Here is a 20,709-nt window from a genome sequence, read left to right as displayed (position 1 = left end):
TCTAAATCAAGCCACTTAGTCGAGCTTAATCTTCTTGAGGCTCGTAACACCAGCGTTCTTGACACGCACAACGTAGAGGCCACTCGGAACGCCATTCAGCGAAACAGAGACAGAGCCCGTTGCATTCTTGTCAAACGACTTCAACACGCTACCCGTCATGGAGATCAAATCTACGCGGACATCGCCATTGACATCGAGCTGAAGCGTTCTGCCAGCAAGCGTCATCACCGGGGCCTTGGCAGCAAGAGTCGGCAAAACCGTCGTGCCTTCGCCAGAGCTAGAGCTTGCCGGAGTCGAAGAGCTAGAAGTCGGCTGCGAAGGCGTTGCAGCGGCGAGGTTCGGCATGTTACCCGAAACAAGCAAACCGTTCAAAAGCTTGAGAGACTGGTTGAAGTAGTTTTCGTCACCGAGAGCAACCGCTTCCTTCCAGTATTCATCGAGCTTAGCCTGATATTTGGCATCAGAAATCAAAGCCGTCATGAGGGATGTCACGAACGTGCTGTTGTGATCATTGCCAAGACTGCCAGACGATCTGAGGACCGGGCCCTTCATGTTGGCGGCACTGACAGTAGAAACAAATTCAGCCATCTTCTTGTCGAGAGCGAGAGCTCGCGTATCGCCATGCCAGCAAACAGCCTTGGCATTGCGCCACGGAGCGCGGGAAGCGTCGTAACTATAGTAGTCATCTTCGCTCTTGCCGTTTTTATCAGTCCAGTCATCAATGAGGCCCGTCGTAACTTCTGCAGAACTAGCTTCGTAAAGCTTCATGTTGGCATCGTAAGCGGTCTTGTTCCAGAATTCCGCATTGTCCGTATCGATCAAGGCAAAAATCGGCATGTAGGCCGGATCAAAATAGCCCGGGTTCTTGCGGTTCAAAGCGGCATCACCCCACTTGTCGCCTGGCAAATGCAAACCGTTCGATTCGAACTCAGACTTTTTCATGGCTTGGATAAGCTTCTTGGCATCTTCCTTGTACTTTTCGTCACCGAACTGGAAGTAAGCCATTGCAAGAGCAGCGGCGGCATCGATATCGCCATCGAGTGCTGCACCGTTACCGGCATCCCACGACTGAGAAAGATTACCAACCTTCCAAATCATGAGGCCGTTTTCGTTCATCATCTTCTTGTAGAAGTTCCAAATCTTGTCGAATTGCGGCTGATAGCTCGTCGTGTTATCGCTAAAGTAGACCATCAAAAGCATGCCGTAACCGACACCTTCCGAGAAATACGTATCAGAACCCGGATCAGAACGGACACCAGCAACATCGCCATTTTCATTGTACATGGTTTTGAGCCAGTAGGCAAACTGGGACTTCAATTCTTCGGAGGCCTTGGCCTTGTCGCTCAAAAGCGTTGCATTTCCACCGTAATCCGACATCTGCGGGAACGGGAAATTGACCTTAGCCTGGGCAAGCCCGAAAGCGAACAAACCGGCAAGTCCCATTTTTACCAAACGATTCATACACAACTCCAATGCCCACACAGGGCCGTTAAATCTATCTAAAAATAAATTATTAGCGACCAAATTTAAATTTTTTTAGTCTTACGTTTTAATGCTGTGTGCGGTCCATCACGACAAAAAGAGAGTCGCGGTACGCTACGTGCCATTTTTCGCTTGAATCAAGGGTTGCAATCAACTTATCCCATCTGGCATAATAGCGGAGCGGGAGCACCACGCGATCGATATCTTGCGAATCGGCATCCACCAAAAAGAGCCGCGGCATGGTCGCATAAGTCAGGTAACGTTCAAAGAAATCTGCCGTTTTCAAGATAAAACGCCCATCGATGTATATCGAATCGAGCGGGTTCATAAACGCCAAATAGCCGCCCGCACGGTCATCGTTAAACAACCTGCCCGGATGCGGATTTTCCATCATCCAATGCGCAGCCCCCACAGGCACACGCTGGTAGGCAATCATGGAATCGTAAGATGAGAGCGACTTGCTCCAATGCCCAAGCACAAAAGCCAAAACAACGGCAGCAAGCAAAAACTCCGATGTCAAAAGCGGGCTAAACGAATGACCCAAATTGCGAGTTTTTTGAGCCAGTTTTCCCTTAAGCCTTAACTTAGAGCCAATCTTTCGAGACTTTTCAGCAAGATGTTTTTTCAGTTTCAAGCCTGTATTTTTGATTTTCAGGCTAGTATTCCTGAGTTTCGAACTAGATGTCGACGGGCGCATCGAAAAATGCACAACAATAGCCACAAAAACCGGCAAAAAGAGCACAAAGTTGCGTTCGGCAACAAGAGCGAGAATCGCAGTGATGAAAAGCCAGGATGGAAGCAGCCTGCGGGTAAATATGGCCTCGACACGTTCATTCGTCTGCCAAGACAACTGCCACGAAGAATCCGGCGAGGGTTGCAAATACCACCGGACTATAGCAAGTACAATTCCGGCCACGCAAAATACAAGCATCAAAGCAGACTGCAACACATTTTCACCATTTAGCAAAAGCGTAATCGGCGAACGGTTTTCCGCAATTTCATTCGAAAAAATTATAGCAGAAGGAGAAAGGCCAAGCAACCGATCCAACAGCTCAAACGGATAGGGAATTAAATTCAGGCCGTCATGATGGAAAAACGGCATCGCAAACAGCAAAATGACAAAAAGCAACTGCCACGCAATCGTCTTGAGCGGAATTCGAGTCCCATTCCATAGCCTTACCTTTCCAAACCTCACCCAGCGCCTAAACCAGAGGCTATACGAGAAAAAGCCAAATGCCAAGACCAATCCCAAGACATACAGTCCCTGGCATTTGCACCAAATCCACTGGATAAAAAGGATCAAAAGCACGCCTAAAAACTTATACAAGCTCGTCACATCACGGAATGTCAGGTGAAACACATGATGAAATTTTTTGGACACCGAGCTGCGTTCCATCTTACGTTCGCGCCACCCGTAAAAGAGCCAAGGCAACACGTTCCAATAAATGCCAAGGAAGAGCATGCTCAAAAGCACCGGTCGCATTTCAAATTGATAGCGGAAAATAAAGAGAAGAACCGCAATCCCAGCAAACGTTACTGGAGAAATCTCTCCACTAGAATCAACTGAGTTTTCTTTATTCAAATTAAAACCGCGCATCGAGGGCAGCAAGAACAGTACAAAGACAAGGCCCCACAAAAAAGCCTTGAAAGCAACCAACAACGGAGCTTCACCAATGTCATAGACAAACGCTACCATCTGCTGGAAATACTCGTGCACATTCACAACGGGTTCGCGCACAGGTGTCCAAGTCGTCACCCAATCGCGCGCACAGGCCAGATGCCACCAAATATCGGTATCCGTCAACGGGAATACCGCAAAAAGCGCGACCGCAGCAGCAACCAATACTAAAGACAAATGCACAAGCAACCTACCCTACTATTTACTTTTTCGACTTGCCGTCTATTGATTTAATCAGAGAATCAATTTTTGCAGTGACACGCTTGGCGCCATCCTTGTTCAAATGGTCAAAATCACTTGCCATTGATGTCGGGTAATCATGGTCGCCAAAATTATTTTCATTCATGAGGTAAAAATTCGAATGGATATCAGCCAAATTTTCAATTTCTTCGATCAGCTTTTCGGCATGGCTGCGGCGTAAGCCATGGCGGCCATAAGCCCCCGTCTTCTTGTAATACGGACTGATCGGGAACAAGACTCCAACAACGGTAATATCCCTTTCTTTAGCCAGGCGAACAACATCCTTCAATTTTTCAAATTCACCAGAGAAAAGTGCAGAGCACTGGCTCAGTTCCGATTTTGCAAGGCACTTATCCAAGCTCGAATCCGCAACGCAAACATCCATATGGTAATTAGAAACACAAGTTTCCTGATCCATATTGACAAGGCACTGGGCAAGACTCTTGTTAAACAAGCAATCACTCCATGTAGAATCGCCGCTCATTCCAGCCACGCCATTTTCATCATACCATCCACTATTTTCCGTTGTGGGGTACCATCCGAGATTGGACTTGACATAATCAGCTTCTGGAGATGCATTTTCTGCAATAAGTTTCAAGAACTCATCGTCAACGCCATCCGGATAGAACTCGTGATTTCTATCGTATTCATAGCCAAGTGCACTATTCATACTCATATTGACATCGGTACGCTCATCACCATTCCACCACCAGTCAATTCCAAGGCCAAGAACAACATATTTAAGTTTAGAACAATGATTCAAAACATAATTTGAAAAAAGATAATGGGCACAATGCATATCACACGGGATAATCCCCATATTGATCGAAGGCTTGCTCATTTTAGGAGCCGCAAAGCCCACCCACAAGTGTGAATTTCCAAGCCCCACAACTTCTACAGAATCCTTCAACAGCCAGAACATCGGCATTTTATTGGCGAGCAAGTAATACGTCTGATTTTTAGGAGTTAAGTATTGACCAACACTATCGGCACTCCATTTCTGGTCACTTGATGCATTATTAACAGATTTCCAGAAACAAGGATGCCAAAGTTCTTCGCCTTCTGCAATTTCTGTAATCGTATTGTCGTCAACATTCACTAGCACTATTTTCTGGTGAGCGCCATCAACATTAGTCAACGTAGCAATAGCCTTGTTTTCATCATGCAGAACCCATTCGCTATGGTCAAACGCCCAGTTTTTAGGAGCCTTCACCGACTTGAGCAATTTGCCAGTACTATCAATAACAAACATACGTTCATGCACGTTATAATCTTCACCAACAAATTCAATTCCAGGTTCACCCATAAAATCAAGGAACAAGGTCTGCTTGGATGTTTTATTCAAAGAAGCATTGCAAGCCTGTTCTTTTGCATACCAAATCGTATCTTGAGCGTTTTCTTCAACAGTCGATTTTTTCGAAGCAACACGAGCACGGAGCAGACGGGCTCCACTCACCGTCAATTTCGAATCATCGCTGATACCGCCATGATAAGCGCCATCAAAAAGCTTTACAGGCGTTCCATCAAATTTTCCATTTGCAAATTTCACCTGCCACGTACTTTTTGCAAAGAACGAAGACTTATCTTCGTTGTTTCCCGCATCGGTGACATAAACGATAACCGTATCTCCATTGTCAAGCACACGCCAGCGAGGAATTGCTGCTGACTTCACATCAAGCTTTACAAGATTACTCCCCGATTCATTCAAGTCACGGACATAGACTTCCGACTTTCCGCCGACACCTTCTTCGCTTGTGCAGAACGCAACACGTTTTCCGTCTGGCGAAATGTCAGGATGATAGACATCTATCGAATCCTTGATTTCAACAACCGTCGGTGTGATTTTCGTAAAATCTATAAAGGACAACTTTTTGGTCACATCATTGCGGAAAGCAAGCTTTGCTCGCGACGTTCCCAAAATAGACGAAATCTTATTTTTTCCAACAACAACCGAGACGTTCGAAGAAACGACATCTCCCGACGTATTCAGCAAAACGGCATTTTCAATTTTACCATACGCCAAGCGGAATCCGAGATAATTAGAAGCCGTTTGTTCCGTGACCGTATAAACGTCACCACGTGCATAAAGATTGATTGTCTGAGGAATACTATTAAAGCTACCGCCCTTGATAACGCGTTCATCATGGCTCCCGCCATTGGTTGCGCCAATGAAGTTCGTAACCGTTTCTTCGCGGAACGATCCAAGCCAGTCATTCACCCACTCGGTCACATTTCCAAGCAAGTCACAAAAGCCATTATCATCCTTTTTCTTACAAACTTCATGAGATTCAAAATCAGAATTACTGGCATTCCAGCTATTATCGACATTAAACGCTAAACCCGCGGCATACACCCATTCTGCTTCGGTCGGCAAACGGAAAGCATCCACATCGGGATCAAATTTTAAGCCTTCCATCAAGACGCAATGGCCTTTTTTATCCAGTTCCAACGAAGAGTAAGTATAGGCAGTATCCATGCCGGCAGCTTTACTTTTGGCATTTGCATAAAGCACGGCATCCAAATACGTCACATTTACCGCCGGCAAGTTTCTCTTTTCGCAATCTAGAGAAACGCGACCTTTCTTGCCCCCCATCAAATCATTAAATTCACCACAAGTAACTTCATGTTGCCCCAGCTGGTAGTCATAAGTAAACTCGACTTTCATTTCGGGGCGTTCGCTCGCCTTGGCCGATTTCAAATTCGTTCCCAACGCCACGTTTTGTTTAGAAGAGCGAACCAAAATAAATTCATCTTGTAAATCGACTTCAGGGCAATTCTTCTTTGAGGAGCATGTCAAAAAAGACTCGACTTTACTTTCTACCGAAGAATCATAATGATTGCAAGAAGCCATCAAAGAGAGAGCAAAGACAGACATGCTCCAGACAAGGATGTTTCTTTTATAACAGAAGCCCATAGTTACTCTCCTAGTTTCAACAGCAGTGAATCAAGCCTATGCGTCAGCTTTTGTGCACCGGCAATGCTCAGATGATCTGTGTTTATGGCCATCTCATCAGAGTAGTCATGATCCCCATTTTTATTTTCATCCATCAAAACAAAGTTTGAATACCTATGCTCCATATTCATCAAAGTCTCCATAATTTCTTCCGCAAAAGAACGTTGCGGTCCATAGCGTCCCCAAGACCCCGTTTCACGATAGCGAGGATTCTGTGGAAAAACTACCCCTACAATCTTTAAATTCAGAGAATCCATCTTAATTATAAATTTTTCAAGACGGTTCAAGTTCCATTGCACATTTGCAATATTCGCTTTTGACCAATTTGAATCGAGTTCCACCAAGGGAGAGCCCCATTCAACGCCCTCATCGCTAAAGAACCCGCGGGATTCCACAAAATTCGTCCTTGCGGCTTCCGGATAATTGGCGGCATTTTCTACGACTTCCGTAAAATAATCCGGTAAATTGTCTTTCCAGAAATCATGGTTTGCATCATAAATGTAGCCTGGGGCTTTTGTAAATATCAAATCCGAAAACTCCATCCTGTTGAGCCAAAGGTCAATATCTACAGCCATCACGATGTACTTCAACTTTTTCAAATGATTCACGCCATAATTTTCAGCAACATACAGCGTCGCATTCAAGTCATTTCCCATATGCCCGACATTCGTCGCAAAGCCAGATTTCATCTCTGTCACGACAATGCCTTTTTCAGTCCTAGAACTCCCCACGCACAGGATCTCTATATCATCCTTATATTTCCACATCACCGTAAGCTTTATGCCAATCGCTTCAAGAGTTCCATCTTGGCCCTCAAGATAATAAACGCCAGCGCTGTCTAAATCAAGAACGCTATCACGGACAGAAATGTTGTTCCTAATCCACAAGCAAGGGTGCCAAAGTTCCTCCCCTTCGACAATTTCCACAACCGAGCTGTCCGTCAAGTCGACAAGTGCAATTTTCTGATGAGCGCCCTGGCCATTTACAAGAGTTACAACAGCTGTATTTTCCCCGCCTATGGTCCATTCACTATGGTCAAATGTGTACCCATTCGGCGCGGCAACAGACTGCACCAATTTACCAGAAGATTTTGCCACAAGCAAACGTTCGTGCGTCCCGTAATCTTTTCCAACAAATTTCACACCTGCTTTACCGCCAAAGTCAAGGAACAACGTCCGCTTGCTACTATCCTTGGCAAGAGACGCATTACAAGCCTGTTCAGCCTCATCTTTATATTTGTACCACACGGTATCTCGGGCGTTTTCGGCAACAGAAGAGCCTTTCTCGGCAATGCGGGCTCGCAAACGGCTTGAACCTGTAACAGCTAGCGTATTATCTTCGCTTATGCCGCCATGATAAGCACCATCAAAAAGTTTTACCGGTTTACCGAACTTGCCATTTGCAAACTTTACCTGCCATGTAGAGGCCGATTTGAAAGTCTTATCATTTTCATTGTTTTCAGCATTCGTCACATAGACAATGACCGTATCGCCATTTTCAAGCACTCGCCAGCGCGGAATAGCCGCACTCTCGACATTTAGGCGAACCAAATTCGTCCCAGATTCATTCAAGTCACGCACGTACAGTTCCGAAGTTCCCTGAACCCCTTCAAGCCCAGTACAGAAGGCCACTTTTTTTCCATCCGGAGATATATCAGGGTGATAGACTTCAAGCGAATCCGCAATTTCCCTAACCAAAGGGGACCCGCTCAAATAGTCAATATAAGTCAAGTTTCCCGTAATGTCGTTACGGAATGCAAGTTTTGCTTGATAAGACCCCACCAGGGATTTCATGGTTACAGACGAAGTCAACGGGACAATTCGCGATTCCACAATTCTACCATCCGAGCTCATCCAAGTTGCTTCCGAAATGGCACCAAACGCCAGGCGGAATCCTATATACTCCTTGTGAGTCGACGAAGTCACCATATACACGTCACCGCGATTATACAGTTCAATGGAGCTTGCGGAATTTCTATAGCTACCACCTTTAACAACGCGCATTCGCTGCGAGCCCGCATCAGGGGCGCCCACAAAATTGGTCACCACCGTATCACGGAAATTTCCGAGCCAGTCATTTGCCCATTCCATAGCGTTTCCGACAAGGTCGCAGAATTTAGAGACAGAATCCACAATGGTGCAAACGTCGTGCAATTCATACCCTGAATTTTCGGCAGTCCAGCCTGCAGACAAGTTCCAATTTTTTTGAGCGACCAGAATCCATTCCGCTTCGGTCGGCAGGCGATAAGCTTTCACTTCGGGATGGAACGCAAAGCCTTCTAGGTTTATACAATGTTTTTCGCCATCAAACTGCGCATTGACATATGTATAAGCCGTATCAAAGCCTTCGGCCTTGCTGCGTTCATTTGCAAAGAGAACAGCATCGTAATAGGTCAAATCTGTTGCAGGAATATTTTCACTTGAGCAGGCCAAATTCAGTTTAAAAGACGATTTCATGAGCGTATTAAATTCGCCACATGTCACCTCATGCTCACCCAAATAAAAAATATAATCTAAAAACGCTTTCATTTGCGGGCGTTCTGTAGCCTTAGCCAAAGGATAATCGGTTCCCAAAAAAACAGTATCCTTTTTCGCACTGAACCGCACCATTCCCGGCAAGAAGCGCGAATTACTAGACGAAGATACGCCCTCGGAATCCGAGCACGATGCCAAAAGAAGAACAAATGCGGCCAGTAAGAACTTCAGCATAGATCAATTTTCCAATGTAGCAAGCAACGAGTCGAGCCTATGCGTATACTGCTTTGCGCCAAGAGCACTCAGGTGATCTGTATTGTAAGCCATTTCGCTAGTATAGTCATGCTCACCAAACTTATTTTCATCAAACATGATCACATCAAGTTTCCCAATCTCATTGATAATTTCCATAGCATAACTGCGCCTTGGGCCATAAATCCCAAAAGTTCCCGTTTTTGCATATCCCGGATTCTGGGGCAAGACAGTAACAATAACAGTAATTCCTCTTGCACGAGCCTTTTGAACCATATCTTCAAAAGTCTTAAGGTTTCTTTTCAACAAAGGCGAATCTAAAGTAAGGACGTTCGAATCACGGACACAGACTGCCTCGCCCCAATTCCTTGAAGGCATCAAAAAGTCCTCTAGATCATAATCAAAAAGCATCGCCGTCTTAGGGCGTGGCGAAGCCTTTACAGCATCCAAGAAATGATCCGGCAAGCCATCGACCCAAAAGCCGTGACTTTCATCGTACTTGTATCCAGGAACTCTGTTGTAAATAACTTCACTCCAAGTGTCGTAACGATCCGTCCACAACATGGCCGGAGACATTTCAAGAACAACGACCTTCAGATTCTTTACATGGTTCAAGACGTAGTTTTCAAACAGGTATTCCATACCCGTCACCTGCCCCGAAGAAAACGCCATGTTCAAAATACGCTGCGACTTCACATCTTTATCATAGAGTGCAAACATCGTTCTTGAAGAACCCAAAGCAACAGCCGTGAGTTCATCGCGATATTCCCAGAAGCGCTCCATTTTCACACGGAGGTCAATTGCGCCATACGAAGCCGACGGATGATAATAAACGCCAGCGCTGTCCGTATCGAGATTCACACTGTCAAAGCGATTTCTGGAATGCCAGAGGCAAGGGTGCCAAAGTTCGTCGCCTTCCACAAGAGTCTTTACCGATCCATCCGAAAAGTCGACAAGAACGATTTTTTGATGGACGCCATTCACATTTGCAAGTGTCGCCACCGCAAGATTAGAGCCTCCAATAGCCCATTCTGTATGGTCAAATGTATAGCCAGCCGGAGCCGCAACACTTTGAACAAGTTCTCCGCGATTATTCATGACCAAAAGCCTTTCATGGGTGTTGTAAGATTGTCCCACAAACTGGGCACCCGTAGCGCCGCCAAAATCAAGGAACAAAGTCCTATTGCTACCGTCATTAGCTAGCGAAACATTGCAAGCCTGTTCTCCACCATACCAAATGGAATCAACGCCATTAAACACGACACTGCTTATTGTAGCCATTTTAGCACGCAAAAGCTTTGAGCCGGTTACCGCAAGTTGCTTATCCGCGCTCACGCCTCCATGAAACGCTCCGTCAAAAATTTTCTTGGGGATTCCAAATTGTCCGTTATTAAAAGGAACCTGCCAAGTGCTCATCGCCGCAAACGAAGCATCATCGCTATTGTCCGCGGCACTCGAGACATAGACAATCGCGGTATCGCCATTCTCAAGAATACGCCAACGAGGGATTACAGCATTTTCGACGTCCAATTTGACAAGTCCAGATCCTGTCGCATCCAGATTGCGGACATACACGCTTGAGGGACGGACACCACCTTCAATTCCCGTGCAAAAGGCAACCCGTTTTCCATCAGGAGAAACATCAGGATGATATACTTGCAAGCTGTCCTTGATTTCTGTCACCGAATTGAATCCTGTTCCATATTCGATAAACGCCAGATTGCCCGTCACATCATTGCGGAATACAAGTTTCGATTCATACGTTCCCGTCAGATGCTTAACATCATTCGTTTCAGCCAGCGAATTGACTACAGATTCTTTTACAGAACCACGTTCATCAAGCATCGTCGCATTAGGAATAGCTCCCAAAGCCAAGCGAAAACCGATATAATCTGCCTTAGCCGAAGAAACAACGGTATAAATATCTCCACGGCTATAAATGTTGATCAGTGAAGGGTCATTTCGGTAGCTTCCACCTTTGACCACACGTTCTCCAAGGCCACCGCCATCAGCTCCACCCACAAAATTAGTGACAGGCTCTTGACGAAAATATGTAAGCCAGTCGTTCACCCATTCCAGAACGTTGCCAGCCATATCGTAAATGCCCAAAGTGTTCGCCGGCGATGTCGCTACATCATGAGCCACAAAGCCCGAATTTTCGCTATGCCAACCCGCCTCGGGGTTCCAGCCATGACTTGCAGCATAGACCCATTCAGCTTCGGTCGGCAAGCGGAAACCATTTACATCTTCACGGAAAACAAGTCCATCAAGGTCATCGCAACCGCCCTTGGGATTAAAAGTCGCCTTTGTGTACGTATAAACGGTATCCAGGTTATAAGCTTTGCTCTTGGCATTTGCATAAAGCACGGCATCAAAATAGGACACGTTCGTCACCGGGCTTTGGTCATCGCAAGCTTCATGGCATTCAGCACCAGCACCATTTCGCAAGGCGTTGTATTCGCCACGAGTAACCTCGTTTTTGCTTATATAAAAATTATACGTAAAGTGAACTTTCATCCTAGGAGTTTCACTTGTACGAGCCCCATTTACATCCGTTCCCAGGAAAGTTGAATTTCCTCCAGCTTTAACAAAGACAAAACCATCTATCTCATTTACAACAGAGGGATTTGTCGGAACGGCAAAAACGGGATTTTCTTCATTACATGAAACTCCCAAAATAAGAGAAATAAAGCAAAGGACTCTATAGCAAAAAGGATGACGGATAAAGTTTTTCATTTTTTCTTTTCCCAGGATAACAAGAGCTCATTCAACCGATAGCTCAATAACCCAGCACCACCATTACATAAATGGTCTTCATCTACAGCCATATTATCTGTATAGTCGTGCTTTCCCATTTTATTTTCATCCATCACCAAAAAATTCGGATACTTCTTATTTAAAGAACTAAGTTCATCAATCAGTTTCTTTGCCCTGCTACGGCGGAGTCCATAACGTCCAAACGCGCCTGTTTCCTTATACGCCGGGCTCTGCGGGAAAATAACACCCACCACACGGATATTCCTCTTTGCCGCTTCCTCAATAATGGAAATGAGGGCTTTCTTACAGTCTTCAAGCAAGTATTCGCGGGAATCATAATAGGTGCTATCCATCTCAATTTCAGGATTTTCACGCCAAGAACTACAATTCGAATAAGAATACCGGCCACGGTCCTTCATGTACAAACTTTCATCCGAAGAACCAATCGCATTTTCTGTATATTCCAGCAATCCATCTGGAACTCCGTCTTTCCAATAATCATGATTCTTGTCGTACACATATCCCGGATAGTTATCAAAATGCGTATAGAACATGTTGTCGCCATTAGGGCCATCAATTTTGTACCAGAAATCAATATCAAGCGAAATAATCAAATATTTCAACTTTTTCAGATGATTGAATACATAATGGTCCAAATAATCCCTTGTCATATAGATGGAATTAGGCGTTTGTCCAAAATTCACCGCAAAGAAACTTTTATCGAAACGCGAAGGGCTTATGCCAAACAACGGGCGTGACGAGCCCAGAATGGCCACATTCGCAGAATCGCGATACTTCCAGAGAAGTTCCATGTTGAAGCGCATGATAACAGAAGCCCATTCATCCGCAGGGCGCAAATAAACGCCTGCGCTGTCAGGATCAAGTTCTGACGTTTTTGAAGTTTCGTACTTCTTACGCCAAATTGCGGGGTGCCAAAGTTCATCGCCTTCAACCAAATCCAAAATCGAGCCATCTTTCACATTTATAAGGACAATTTTCTTGTGCGTTCCATTGGCGTTTACAAGAGTAGCAACAATAAAACCGCCATCAGGGTCCGAACCCGTATAATTCTGAGCCCATTCCGTATGGTCAAAGCTATCGCCCACAGGTGCCGCAATGGACTTGATTAGTTTTCCTGTACTGTCCGCAATAAGCAACCGTTCATGCGTCCCATAGCTTTCACCCACAAAGTCAATCCCGGTATCCCCGCCAAAATCAAGGAACGCCACACGCTTCGTGCCATCGTTCGCAAGCGAAACGTTACAGGCCTGTTCCCCATTATACCATATGGTATCACGAGCATTTGCAAGGGTCATGCCGGGCTTGGCCACTTTCGCACGCAACAATCTGGCACCCGTTACGGCAAGCGTATTATCATCAGATATACCACCGTGATAAGCGCCGTCAAAAAGCTTTTGAGGAACGCCAAAGCGACCATTGGCATACTTCACCTGCCATGTACTTTTCGACTTAAACGCAGAATTTTCCTTGTTATTACCGGCATCCGAAACATACACAATGACGGTATCGCCATTTTCAAGCAAGCGCCATCGCGGGATGGCTGCATTTCCATTGGCCTTAACCTTTAACGGTTTCGTATAATTTTCCGAGAGCGGACGAATATAGACATCCGACTTGCCAGAAACGCCTTCCATTCCTGTACAAAAGGCAACAAGTCTCCCATCCGGAGAAATATCAGGATGATAGGAATCAAGGGTGTCCAAAAATTCGAAAACCGACAGAGAGCCATTGACATAATCCACAAAAGCCAAGTTTCCGCTCACGTCATTACGGAAAACAAGTTTTGTACGATACGTTTCCATGTTCTTCTTGACGACGCTAGCGCCTGCCATCGGGATAACCCTATTTTGTCGAACTTGACCATCTCGCCTCATCCAGACGGCATCTGGAATTTTACCAAAGGCAATACGGAAACCAAGATATTCCGACTTCGCCGCCGAAGTCACAATGTAGACATCGCCACGATTATAGAGTTTAATCGAAGACGGGTCGTTGCGATAGCTCCCGCCCTTGATAATGCGTTCACCTAGAGAACCGCCATCAGAAGCTCCGACAAAATTCGTAATCGTCGTGTCCCTGAAATAGCCAAGCCAATCCGAGACCCATTCCTTGACATTGCCGCCCATATCGCAAAAGTCGCCATGAATACGAGGATACGAGCAAACTTTTTTCGGCTCAAAATCGGAATTCAGCGCATTCCACTCTGCAGAAGGATTCCAATCGCGGTCTGCGGCCATAATCCATTCCGCTTCTGTCGGCAGACGATACGCCTCCACTTCGGGATGGAAGAGAATACTTTCCATCGATACGCAGTTTCCCGCGGCATCAAAAGCAGTTGAGAAATAAGTATAAGCAGTATCGTAGCCTTCACGCTTACTACGTTCGTTTGCATAAAGGACGGCATCAAAATAAGTAACCCTAGTCACGGGCAGCAAATCAGAATCCTTGCCTCGGCAACGATCATCAAAAGTTGTCCCCATGATCCGTTTAAATTCACCGCAAGTAATCTCGTGCGCACCAATGGAAAAATCATAATTCAAGGCCGCCTTCAATTGAGGCGTTTCACTAGGTTTTGCAGTTGGAGCATACGTACCTAGGTACGACATAGCACCACCATTCGAATTTTTAATTTTCGAAGCCTTGATCGTAATTAAGCCATCATGAGCCTTGTCTGTTTCTATCGGAGCATTTAGCCAAACATGTTCGCCAAAAAAAGTATCACACCCCGAAAAAACAAGAATACAAGATACCCAAAAAAGTATCTTTCCTAAGAAAAAAGCGTTATCGCAGCGTGTCGACATTTCCCCTAAAAAATAGAAATTCACGGGAAATTAAACCCAATAAATAACAGACCCCAAACGCCATAATACAGGCGAAAAAAGCACAATCACAAAAAATTTTACAGAATATCAGGCAATCGACTTTTTGCAATAGTCTGATTTACGCTAATTCCCGGATATTCCGGAAAAAATTCTTCGGCCATGCGGTACCACGTGAGCGCTCGGGGGACATCGTTTTCAAGGTACAGATTGCCGATATCAAATGCGGCAAGTCCTACGAACTGCCGCGTTTCTAGCGGTTTAAATTCAAGGCCGGTCCAAGGACCTTTTTGGTACTTTTCTCGGTATTCTTCATCGGTGTATGTAAAGCCGCGACGGTTCGATTCCAAGTTCACAAAACGGTCCGAGGAACCGTAACGCAAAAAGACGTGCCCCGGAAGGAGAATAGCATCGAGATGCAAACCGCGCGCTTCGGCCACCATGAGCGCAAGCCAAGAAAGCCCCATGCAGCCAGATTTTCTGTTTGCAAGAACGCGAAGCGGAAGCACAGCATCTTTAGCAACAGCGGCCTCGCCCGCCCCGGCAAAATCGATATTCCAAAATTGCCAAAGCAGGTTTTTCAGAGATTGCAAAGTATCGTGATTCACTGCGACACTGCTATCAAAATAAGCAAGTCCCGCATGCCAATCGCCAATAGAATCAAGGCAGCCCGGCGCACGTTCTTCAAATACGCACGCCATTTCGCGATAGCTCATGGAATCGTTCTCCCCGTTCCAAAGCAGAAACGGGAGTGCTATCAAAAGAGTCGCGAAGAATAGCCACCAAAAAAGTTTAGAGGAGAGACGAGAGACGAGAGACGAAAGACCCTTCTCTAGTCTTTCGTCTGTAGCGAGCTTTGCGAGCGTTCTTTCGTCTAAATTCCGTCCCATTCCATCGGGCTTTGCCAGTAGTCACGAGCAGTCATCATGTAAATCACGAGGCGCTTGCTCAGCATGTCCTTTTTCATCTTCTTGAGGCGAGCGCGAACGCCTGGGCCACCGCCCCAGCTTGTAAGCACCTGAACGTCGAGTCCCGTTGCATAAGCAAGCAAGGAACCCGGGCCACCGCTTTTCTGGTCCACGGATTCGAACACCCCCGTGAACGAGTCGCCCATCAAGAGGATCGGCGCATTTTTGCCGCCCTTGTACGGTTTGTCGCCCTTGTAGATTTTCATGCCTGCAAGAGTATCGGCAGCATACTTGGACTTTTCCTTATCCGGCAAGTGAGCGACCAAGTCCCCTTCGCGCAGCACTACCGTATCCTTCATCACGAGGCTACCCGGCTGCGGGTTTGCATCGGCATACCAACTATACTGCGTCACGCGAGAAGCGAGCTGTTCCATAGCGGCAAGCATGCCCGGCAATGCCCAGTGCGTATCGTAGCGCTGGTAGCTGTAATGCGGAGCGTCATCGCCACTGCGGGCCGCCATCAGAGACGGGTAAAGGTCGAGTACGTCTATCCCGGCGGCGAGCATTTCGCGGATAAATTCACGGCCGTTCACGTTCACGCACAAGTCCGCAGGTGTACCCTTTACAAGCTTATCCGCATAGATTTCTTCTTTTACAGGAACAGGAACCACAAGAAGCTGAACATTCATGGAATCCAAGTACTGCTTGAGTTCAATCATTCTCGGGAGCGGATTATGGAGGCTATCCTGACCACTAATTTTATCTGCAACGAGGTAGTTTGCATTGCGGCGGAACCAAAGCATTCCGTTATCCGCCCAGGCATTCTGTTCCTTCGGGAGCTTCGATAGCTTTTTCTTCAAAGCTTCGCGGAACTTCTTTGTCGCAGGCGTTGCAGGGCAGCTATTTTCCATAGCAGCAAGCGTTTCCAAGCGAGCATAAGAACTCGTATCGAGCGTGCGGTTCACCGGCACAACTTCACCTGCAGCCGCCAAAGAATCGGCAACAGCAGCAGCACGCAACTGTTCATCCGTCAAGCGGAACGCCGGAACTTCAAAAGCAACCCACATGGGGCTCCCCATCGGGTTTCCGCGCATCACTGCAAACGGGCGATTTGCACTCGAGTTTTCCCAAATAGCACCAGGCGTATGTTGTTCCAAGTCCGTATTCAATGTCGGGTACCAGTAAGACGAAAGCGTGCGAGCCCAGTTCATGGCCTCTTCACTGTTCATCTCGGCCGTCATGTAGTAATTCAAGACTTCCGCAGACTCACCACCCGAAACGAACTTGAGCTTACCATAGAACGGAGCACGGCCCGTCCAGACAGCAGGCATCACTTCGGCCCACCATTCAATCTTTCCCTGATTTTCACCCGTTCCAGGCACACCCCACAAACGGCTTACCGTCTGGAAAGCGCGGAATACATCGGGTTCATTCCACTTGACCGCTTCAATTTCATTCAAGGTCTTCGAAAGCGTTTCATCGCCAGTCTGCGCATAGAGAATCTTCGCAAACGGTTCCCACGCAATCGGAGCTACACCAGCAACAGCCTCCGGTTCGTATTCCGAAATCGAATCGAGCATCGGGAACGGGAATTCTGCAAGCTTGGCATTCGCCATTTTGCCCGTGTAATTTTCAGGTTTTTCATCCATACCCGCCATGCGAATCGGATTCGAGAAATATGCCGCAAAATCGAGAGCCGCAAGAGTAGGCTTATCAACGACACGAACCTGCTTATCCTTATCGAGCACGCGCATTTCAAACACAGCAACAGGAGCCGCATAAACAGGAACATGAATGACCGGAGCCACAGATTCATTGGCCTGCACGGAAGGATTGACAGACGGAGCTGCACAAGATGCAGCAAGGAACATACCCGCAGAAAGCCCTGCAAGGCACAAAAAAGAAGTCGATATTTTTTTCATTTTCACGAAAGGAATAATAATAAATGTTTAAGTAGGTAGATATGGTCATTAGTTATTAGTTGATGGTTATTGAATATTTCTAATGACTATGGACCATTGACTAGCGGCTATTCCGCACATTTTCTAAATTGTACTCGTAAAAAACAAGGAGTCTTTATGCCTTCTACTGGTGAACACAACAAATGGATTGCTCTTGCCCTCTGTATTCTGCTCGGATACTTGGGTCTGCACCGTTTTTACGAAGGAAAAATCTGGACAGGAATCTTGTGGCTTTGCACCGGCGGTCTCTGCGGAGTCGGCATTATCGTTGACGCCATCTTGATCGTCATGAAACCGGAACATTACTAACCTGTCATCCTGAGCGAAGCGTAGGATCCAGTCATTTTTTATTTATCAATCGTAACATGAAACGTTTATTTGTTATCGCGACCGGAAGTGCCGGAAAAATTAGAGACTTTGCCCACATCTTGGGCACAGACCATTACGAATTCAAGACTTTGAAAGACATCGGTTTTGACGAAGACATCATCGAAGATGGGAATTCCTTTGCCGAAAACGCCATCATCAAGTCGAATACAACGGCTCAATGGCTCGCTAAGCGCAACATCGAAGCGACCGTTCTCGCCGATGATTCTGGCCTTGAAGTTTTCGCCTTGAACGGCGAACCTGGCATTTACAGCGCCCGCTACTGCGGTAAGCACGGCGATGACGAAGCCAACAACGTCAAGTTGATGCAAAAGCTCGAAGGTATCGAAGACCGTAAAGCACGTTATTTCTGTGCACTCTCATACCAAACCGTCACCAAGAACGAAAAAGGTGAATTTGTCATCAGCAAGCCGATTATTTTCGAAGGCGAATGCCGCGGCGAAATCAACCACGCACCTGTCGGCGACATGGGCTTCGGTTATGATCCGCTCTTTGTTCCGGATGGTGAAACGAGAACGTTTGCGCAGATGGAACTTGAAGAGAAAAAGGTCATCAGCCATCGCGGAAACGCCATCAGAGCTTTGAAGAAAGCTCTCGGAAAATAAAAAGCATAATCCACATTTTTTCAATTGTCATGCCGGACTCTGTTCTCTTTGACCACTTAGAACTTTAGTTCTTACGTGGTCATGATCCGCGTATGGGGACGGCATCGCCATTCTTAGTTGAAAAAAGATTAATACATTTACTATTGCATTTGTAAAAAACAAGGTCCGCAAAAAAGCGCCATGCTAAAAAATCTATTTGCACCGCTACAAGGTTACACGACGGGCATTTATCGAAAAGCCCACGCTGAAATCTTTGGCGGTGTTGATGCATATTACACACCGTTCTTGCGGATTGAAAACGGGAAACCGCGCGAAAAAGATTTGCGAGATTTAGAAATCGCGAATGCTGAATGCGCAAATTCAAGATGCACGGACATTGCGGAGGAAAATGCACGCGAGATTCCGCAAATTATCGCGAACAGCGTCGATGAATTTAAAATCCTCGCAGACGCGCTAATCGCCAAAGGCTACATGGAAATTGACTTCAACATGGGATGCCCCTTCCCGATGCAAGTCAACCGCCATCGTGGAGCAGGAATCTTAAACGACAAGCAAACCGTCCAAGAAATAATGGACGAGATCAGGAAATTGTCTAGCGTTACGAACGGAACCGCGCCGGCAATGGCAAAAGTAACTGCGCCGATAAAGTTTTCCGTCAAGATGCGGCTTGGGCAAGACGCCCCTGACGAAGCCTTTGCTCTCCTCCCGATTCTAAACGAAGCGCCGCTCTCGCAAATTACGCTCCACCCCAGACTCGGCAAGCAACAGTACAAAGGCGCAATCGATTTCAAATCATTTGAAAAGTTTTATGAGGAATGCCGCCATCCGCTCGTTTATAACGGCGACATCACAACCGTCTCGCAAATCTGTGAAATGGAACGACGCTACCCGAAGCTCGCAGGCGTGATGATCGGCCGCGGACTTCTCGCGAAACCAAGTTTAGCAGCGGAATACAAAGGAATGCGCGATATAAACTGCGCCGCCCCCCTAAACAGCAACACTCATCAAAATTTGCTCGGCAAACTTTTCCAAATGCACCAGGTCATATTTGACCACGCCTGCAAAACGAACCAAGGCGACAGCCAAATTCTCTCGCACGTACAAAGTTTCTGGGAATACCTCGAACCAAGCATTCCAAAAAAAAATTTCAAGAAAATCAAAAAAGCAGGCAAACTCAGCGAATACCAAGAAGCAATTATGGAGATGAGGGGCCTCTCGTGAACAGCGTCTACATCGAAATCACGAACGTTTGCAATTTGCATTGTAGCTTTTGCCCCTGCGGAACTGCTGTAGGCAACGTGAATGAAGCCGACAACGGATTTGCAGCAGACAATTCGTCGACGTCCGCGAGCCGCACGTTCATGGATTCCAAGCTGTTCGAAACATGCATCACAGGCGCGCAAGAAATCGGCGCAACAAACGTCTACTTTCACGTTCTCGGCGAACCCACGCTCCACCCCGGCTTTGTGCATTACCTCAAAAAGCTCGAACAAACGCCATTAAAGCTCACGCTCACGACTAACGGCACAACGATTGAACGCACAGGCCGTCAAATTCTTGCCTCGCCCGCCGTCCGCCAAGTCAACTTTTCGACGCATGCCTACGCGGAACTCCCCCAAGAAACCGCGGAACGCTATTTGCAAAATGTCCTTGATTTTTGCAGTCTCTCAATTGTCGAGCGCCCCGATCTCTACATCAATTTACGATTGTGGAACGTCGGCGCCGAAGATGCCTCCTCGTGGAACAGCTACATGCTTAAACGCATCCACGAGACTTTTGGCGTTGATATCACGCCCGGGCATTTCTGCAGTCGCCACAAGAGTTTCAACATAACCGGTCGACTTTATCTGCACGAAGACACAAGATTTAAATGGCCTTCAGCGCAATCCGAAAACAGTAACAATTGTCATCCAGAGCAAAACATCGCAGGCACTTGCCGCGCGCTAGACACGCACGTAGCGATTCTCCATGACGGTCGCGTTGTCGCCTGTTGCCTCGACCATAGCGGACAAATTACACTCGGTAACATCGGCGAACAAAGCTTTGCTGAAATTTTAGAAAGCCCGCTCGCGCAAAATATAAAAGAAGGGTTCGCGCAGCACGAACTACGCCACCCTTTTTGTCAAACCTGCAGTTTTTGCAAACGGTTTAAATAAATTTTTAGTTATTAGT

At 46.5% G+C, this 20,709-nt stretch carries 12 protein-coding genes; 4 read left to right on the top strand and 8 right to left on the bottom strand.

Features of this window, described 5'->3' with window-relative positions; all coding sequences use genetic code 11:
• Nucleotides 1-15: 15 nt before the first annotated feature.
• The 8 genes from CRN95_RS07575 to CRN95_RS07540 form a co-directional block, all read right to left on the bottom strand.
• Entirely contained in the window at nt 16-1,461 is a 1,446-nt protein-coding gene (locus CRN95_RS07575) for a glycosyl hydrolase family 8 (RefSeq protein ID WP_097020529.1), read from the bottom strand.
• A gap of 88 nt (nt 1,462-1,549) precedes the next feature.
• Nucleotides 1,550-3,343, bottom strand: coding sequence for a hypothetical protein (locus tag CRN95_RS07570; RefSeq protein WP_097020764.1), 1,794 nt, complete (start codon nt 3,341-3,343; stop codon nt 1,550-1,552).
• Between the two features lie 19 nt (nt 3,344-3,362).
• Nucleotides 3,363-6,314, bottom strand: coding sequence for a TIGR02171 family protein (locus CRN95_RS07565; protein WP_097020528.1), 2,952 nt, complete (start codon nt 6,312-6,314; stop codon nt 3,363-3,365).
• Nucleotides 6,315-6,316: 2 nt separating this feature from the next.
• Nucleotides 6,317-9,061 (bottom strand): TIGR02171 family protein, encoded by a 2,745-nt coding sequence (locus CRN95_RS07560; protein ID WP_097020527.1) that lies wholly within the window; start codon nt 9,059-9,061, stop codon nt 6,317-6,319.
• Nucleotides 9,062-9,064: 3 nt separating this feature from the next.
• Nucleotides 9,065-11,815: a TIGR02171 family protein gene (locus CRN95_RS07555; RefSeq protein WP_097020526.1), complete on the bottom strand. Its 2,751-nt coding sequence runs from the start codon at nt 11,813-11,815 to the stop codon at nt 9,065-9,067.
• Complete coding sequence (locus CRN95_RS07550; protein WP_235002935.1) at nt 11,812-14,463, bottom strand: TIGR02171 family protein; 2,652 nt, start codon at nt 14,461-14,463, stop codon at nt 11,812-11,814. The genes CRN95_RS07555 and CRN95_RS07550 overlap by 4 nt, the downstream gene beginning before the upstream one ends.
• A 293-nt stretch (nt 14,464-14,756) precedes the next feature.
• Nucleotides 14,757-15,566, bottom strand: a complete 810-nt coding sequence (locus CRN95_RS07545) for a transglutaminase family protein (protein ID WP_097020524.1) — start codon at nt 15,564-15,566, stop codon at nt 14,757-14,759.
• Nucleotides 15,551-17,506 carry a hypothetical protein gene (locus CRN95_RS07540; RefSeq protein WP_097020523.1) on the bottom strand — a complete coding sequence of 652 codons (1,956 nt, stop codon included), beginning with the start codon at nt 17,504-17,506 and terminating at the stop codon, nt 15,551-15,553. Before CRN95_RS07540 ends, CRN95_RS07545 begins: the two co-directional genes overlap by 16 nt.
• Nucleotides 17,507-17,662: 156 nt before the next feature.
• Between CRN95_RS07540 and CRN95_RS07535 the strand changes: the two genes are divergently transcribed.
• From CRN95_RS07535 to CRN95_RS07520, 4 genes are all read left to right on the top strand, one after another.
• The gene (locus CRN95_RS07535; protein ID WP_088629233.1) at nt 17,663-17,854 is read left to right on the top strand and encodes a TM2 domain-containing protein; all 192 of its coding nucleotides are present in this window, start codon (nt 17,663-17,665) and stop codon (nt 17,852-17,854) included.
• 56 nt (nt 17,855-17,910) lie between these two features.
• A complete protein-coding gene (gene rdgB, locus CRN95_RS07530; protein ID WP_097020522.1) occupies nt 17,911-18,537 on the top strand; it encodes an RdgB/HAM1 family non-canonical purine NTP pyrophosphatase in 627 nt (208 codons plus the stop codon).
• 180 nt (nt 18,538-18,717) lie between these two features.
• A complete protein-coding gene (locus CRN95_RS07525) occupies nt 18,718-19,758 on the top strand; it encodes a tRNA-dihydrouridine synthase family protein (protein ID WP_097020521.1) in 1,041 nt (346 codons plus the stop codon).
• A complete protein-coding gene (locus CRN95_RS07520; protein ID WP_097020520.1) occupies nt 19,755-20,693 on the top strand; it encodes a radical SAM/SPASM domain-containing protein in 939 nt (312 codons plus the stop codon). The genes CRN95_RS07525 and CRN95_RS07520 overlap by 4 nt, the downstream gene beginning before the upstream one ends.
• Nucleotides 20,694-20,709 lie beyond the last annotated feature (16 nt).

It is taken from the genome of Fibrobacter sp. UWB16 (genome assembly GCF_900215325.1).
Classification (GTDB): Bacteria; Fibrobacterota; Fibrobacteria; order Fibrobacterales; family Fibrobacteraceae; genus Fibrobacter.
The sequence above is the reverse complement of the archived record's forward strand: the minus strand, read 5'-3'. Positions and strand labels throughout refer to the sequence as shown.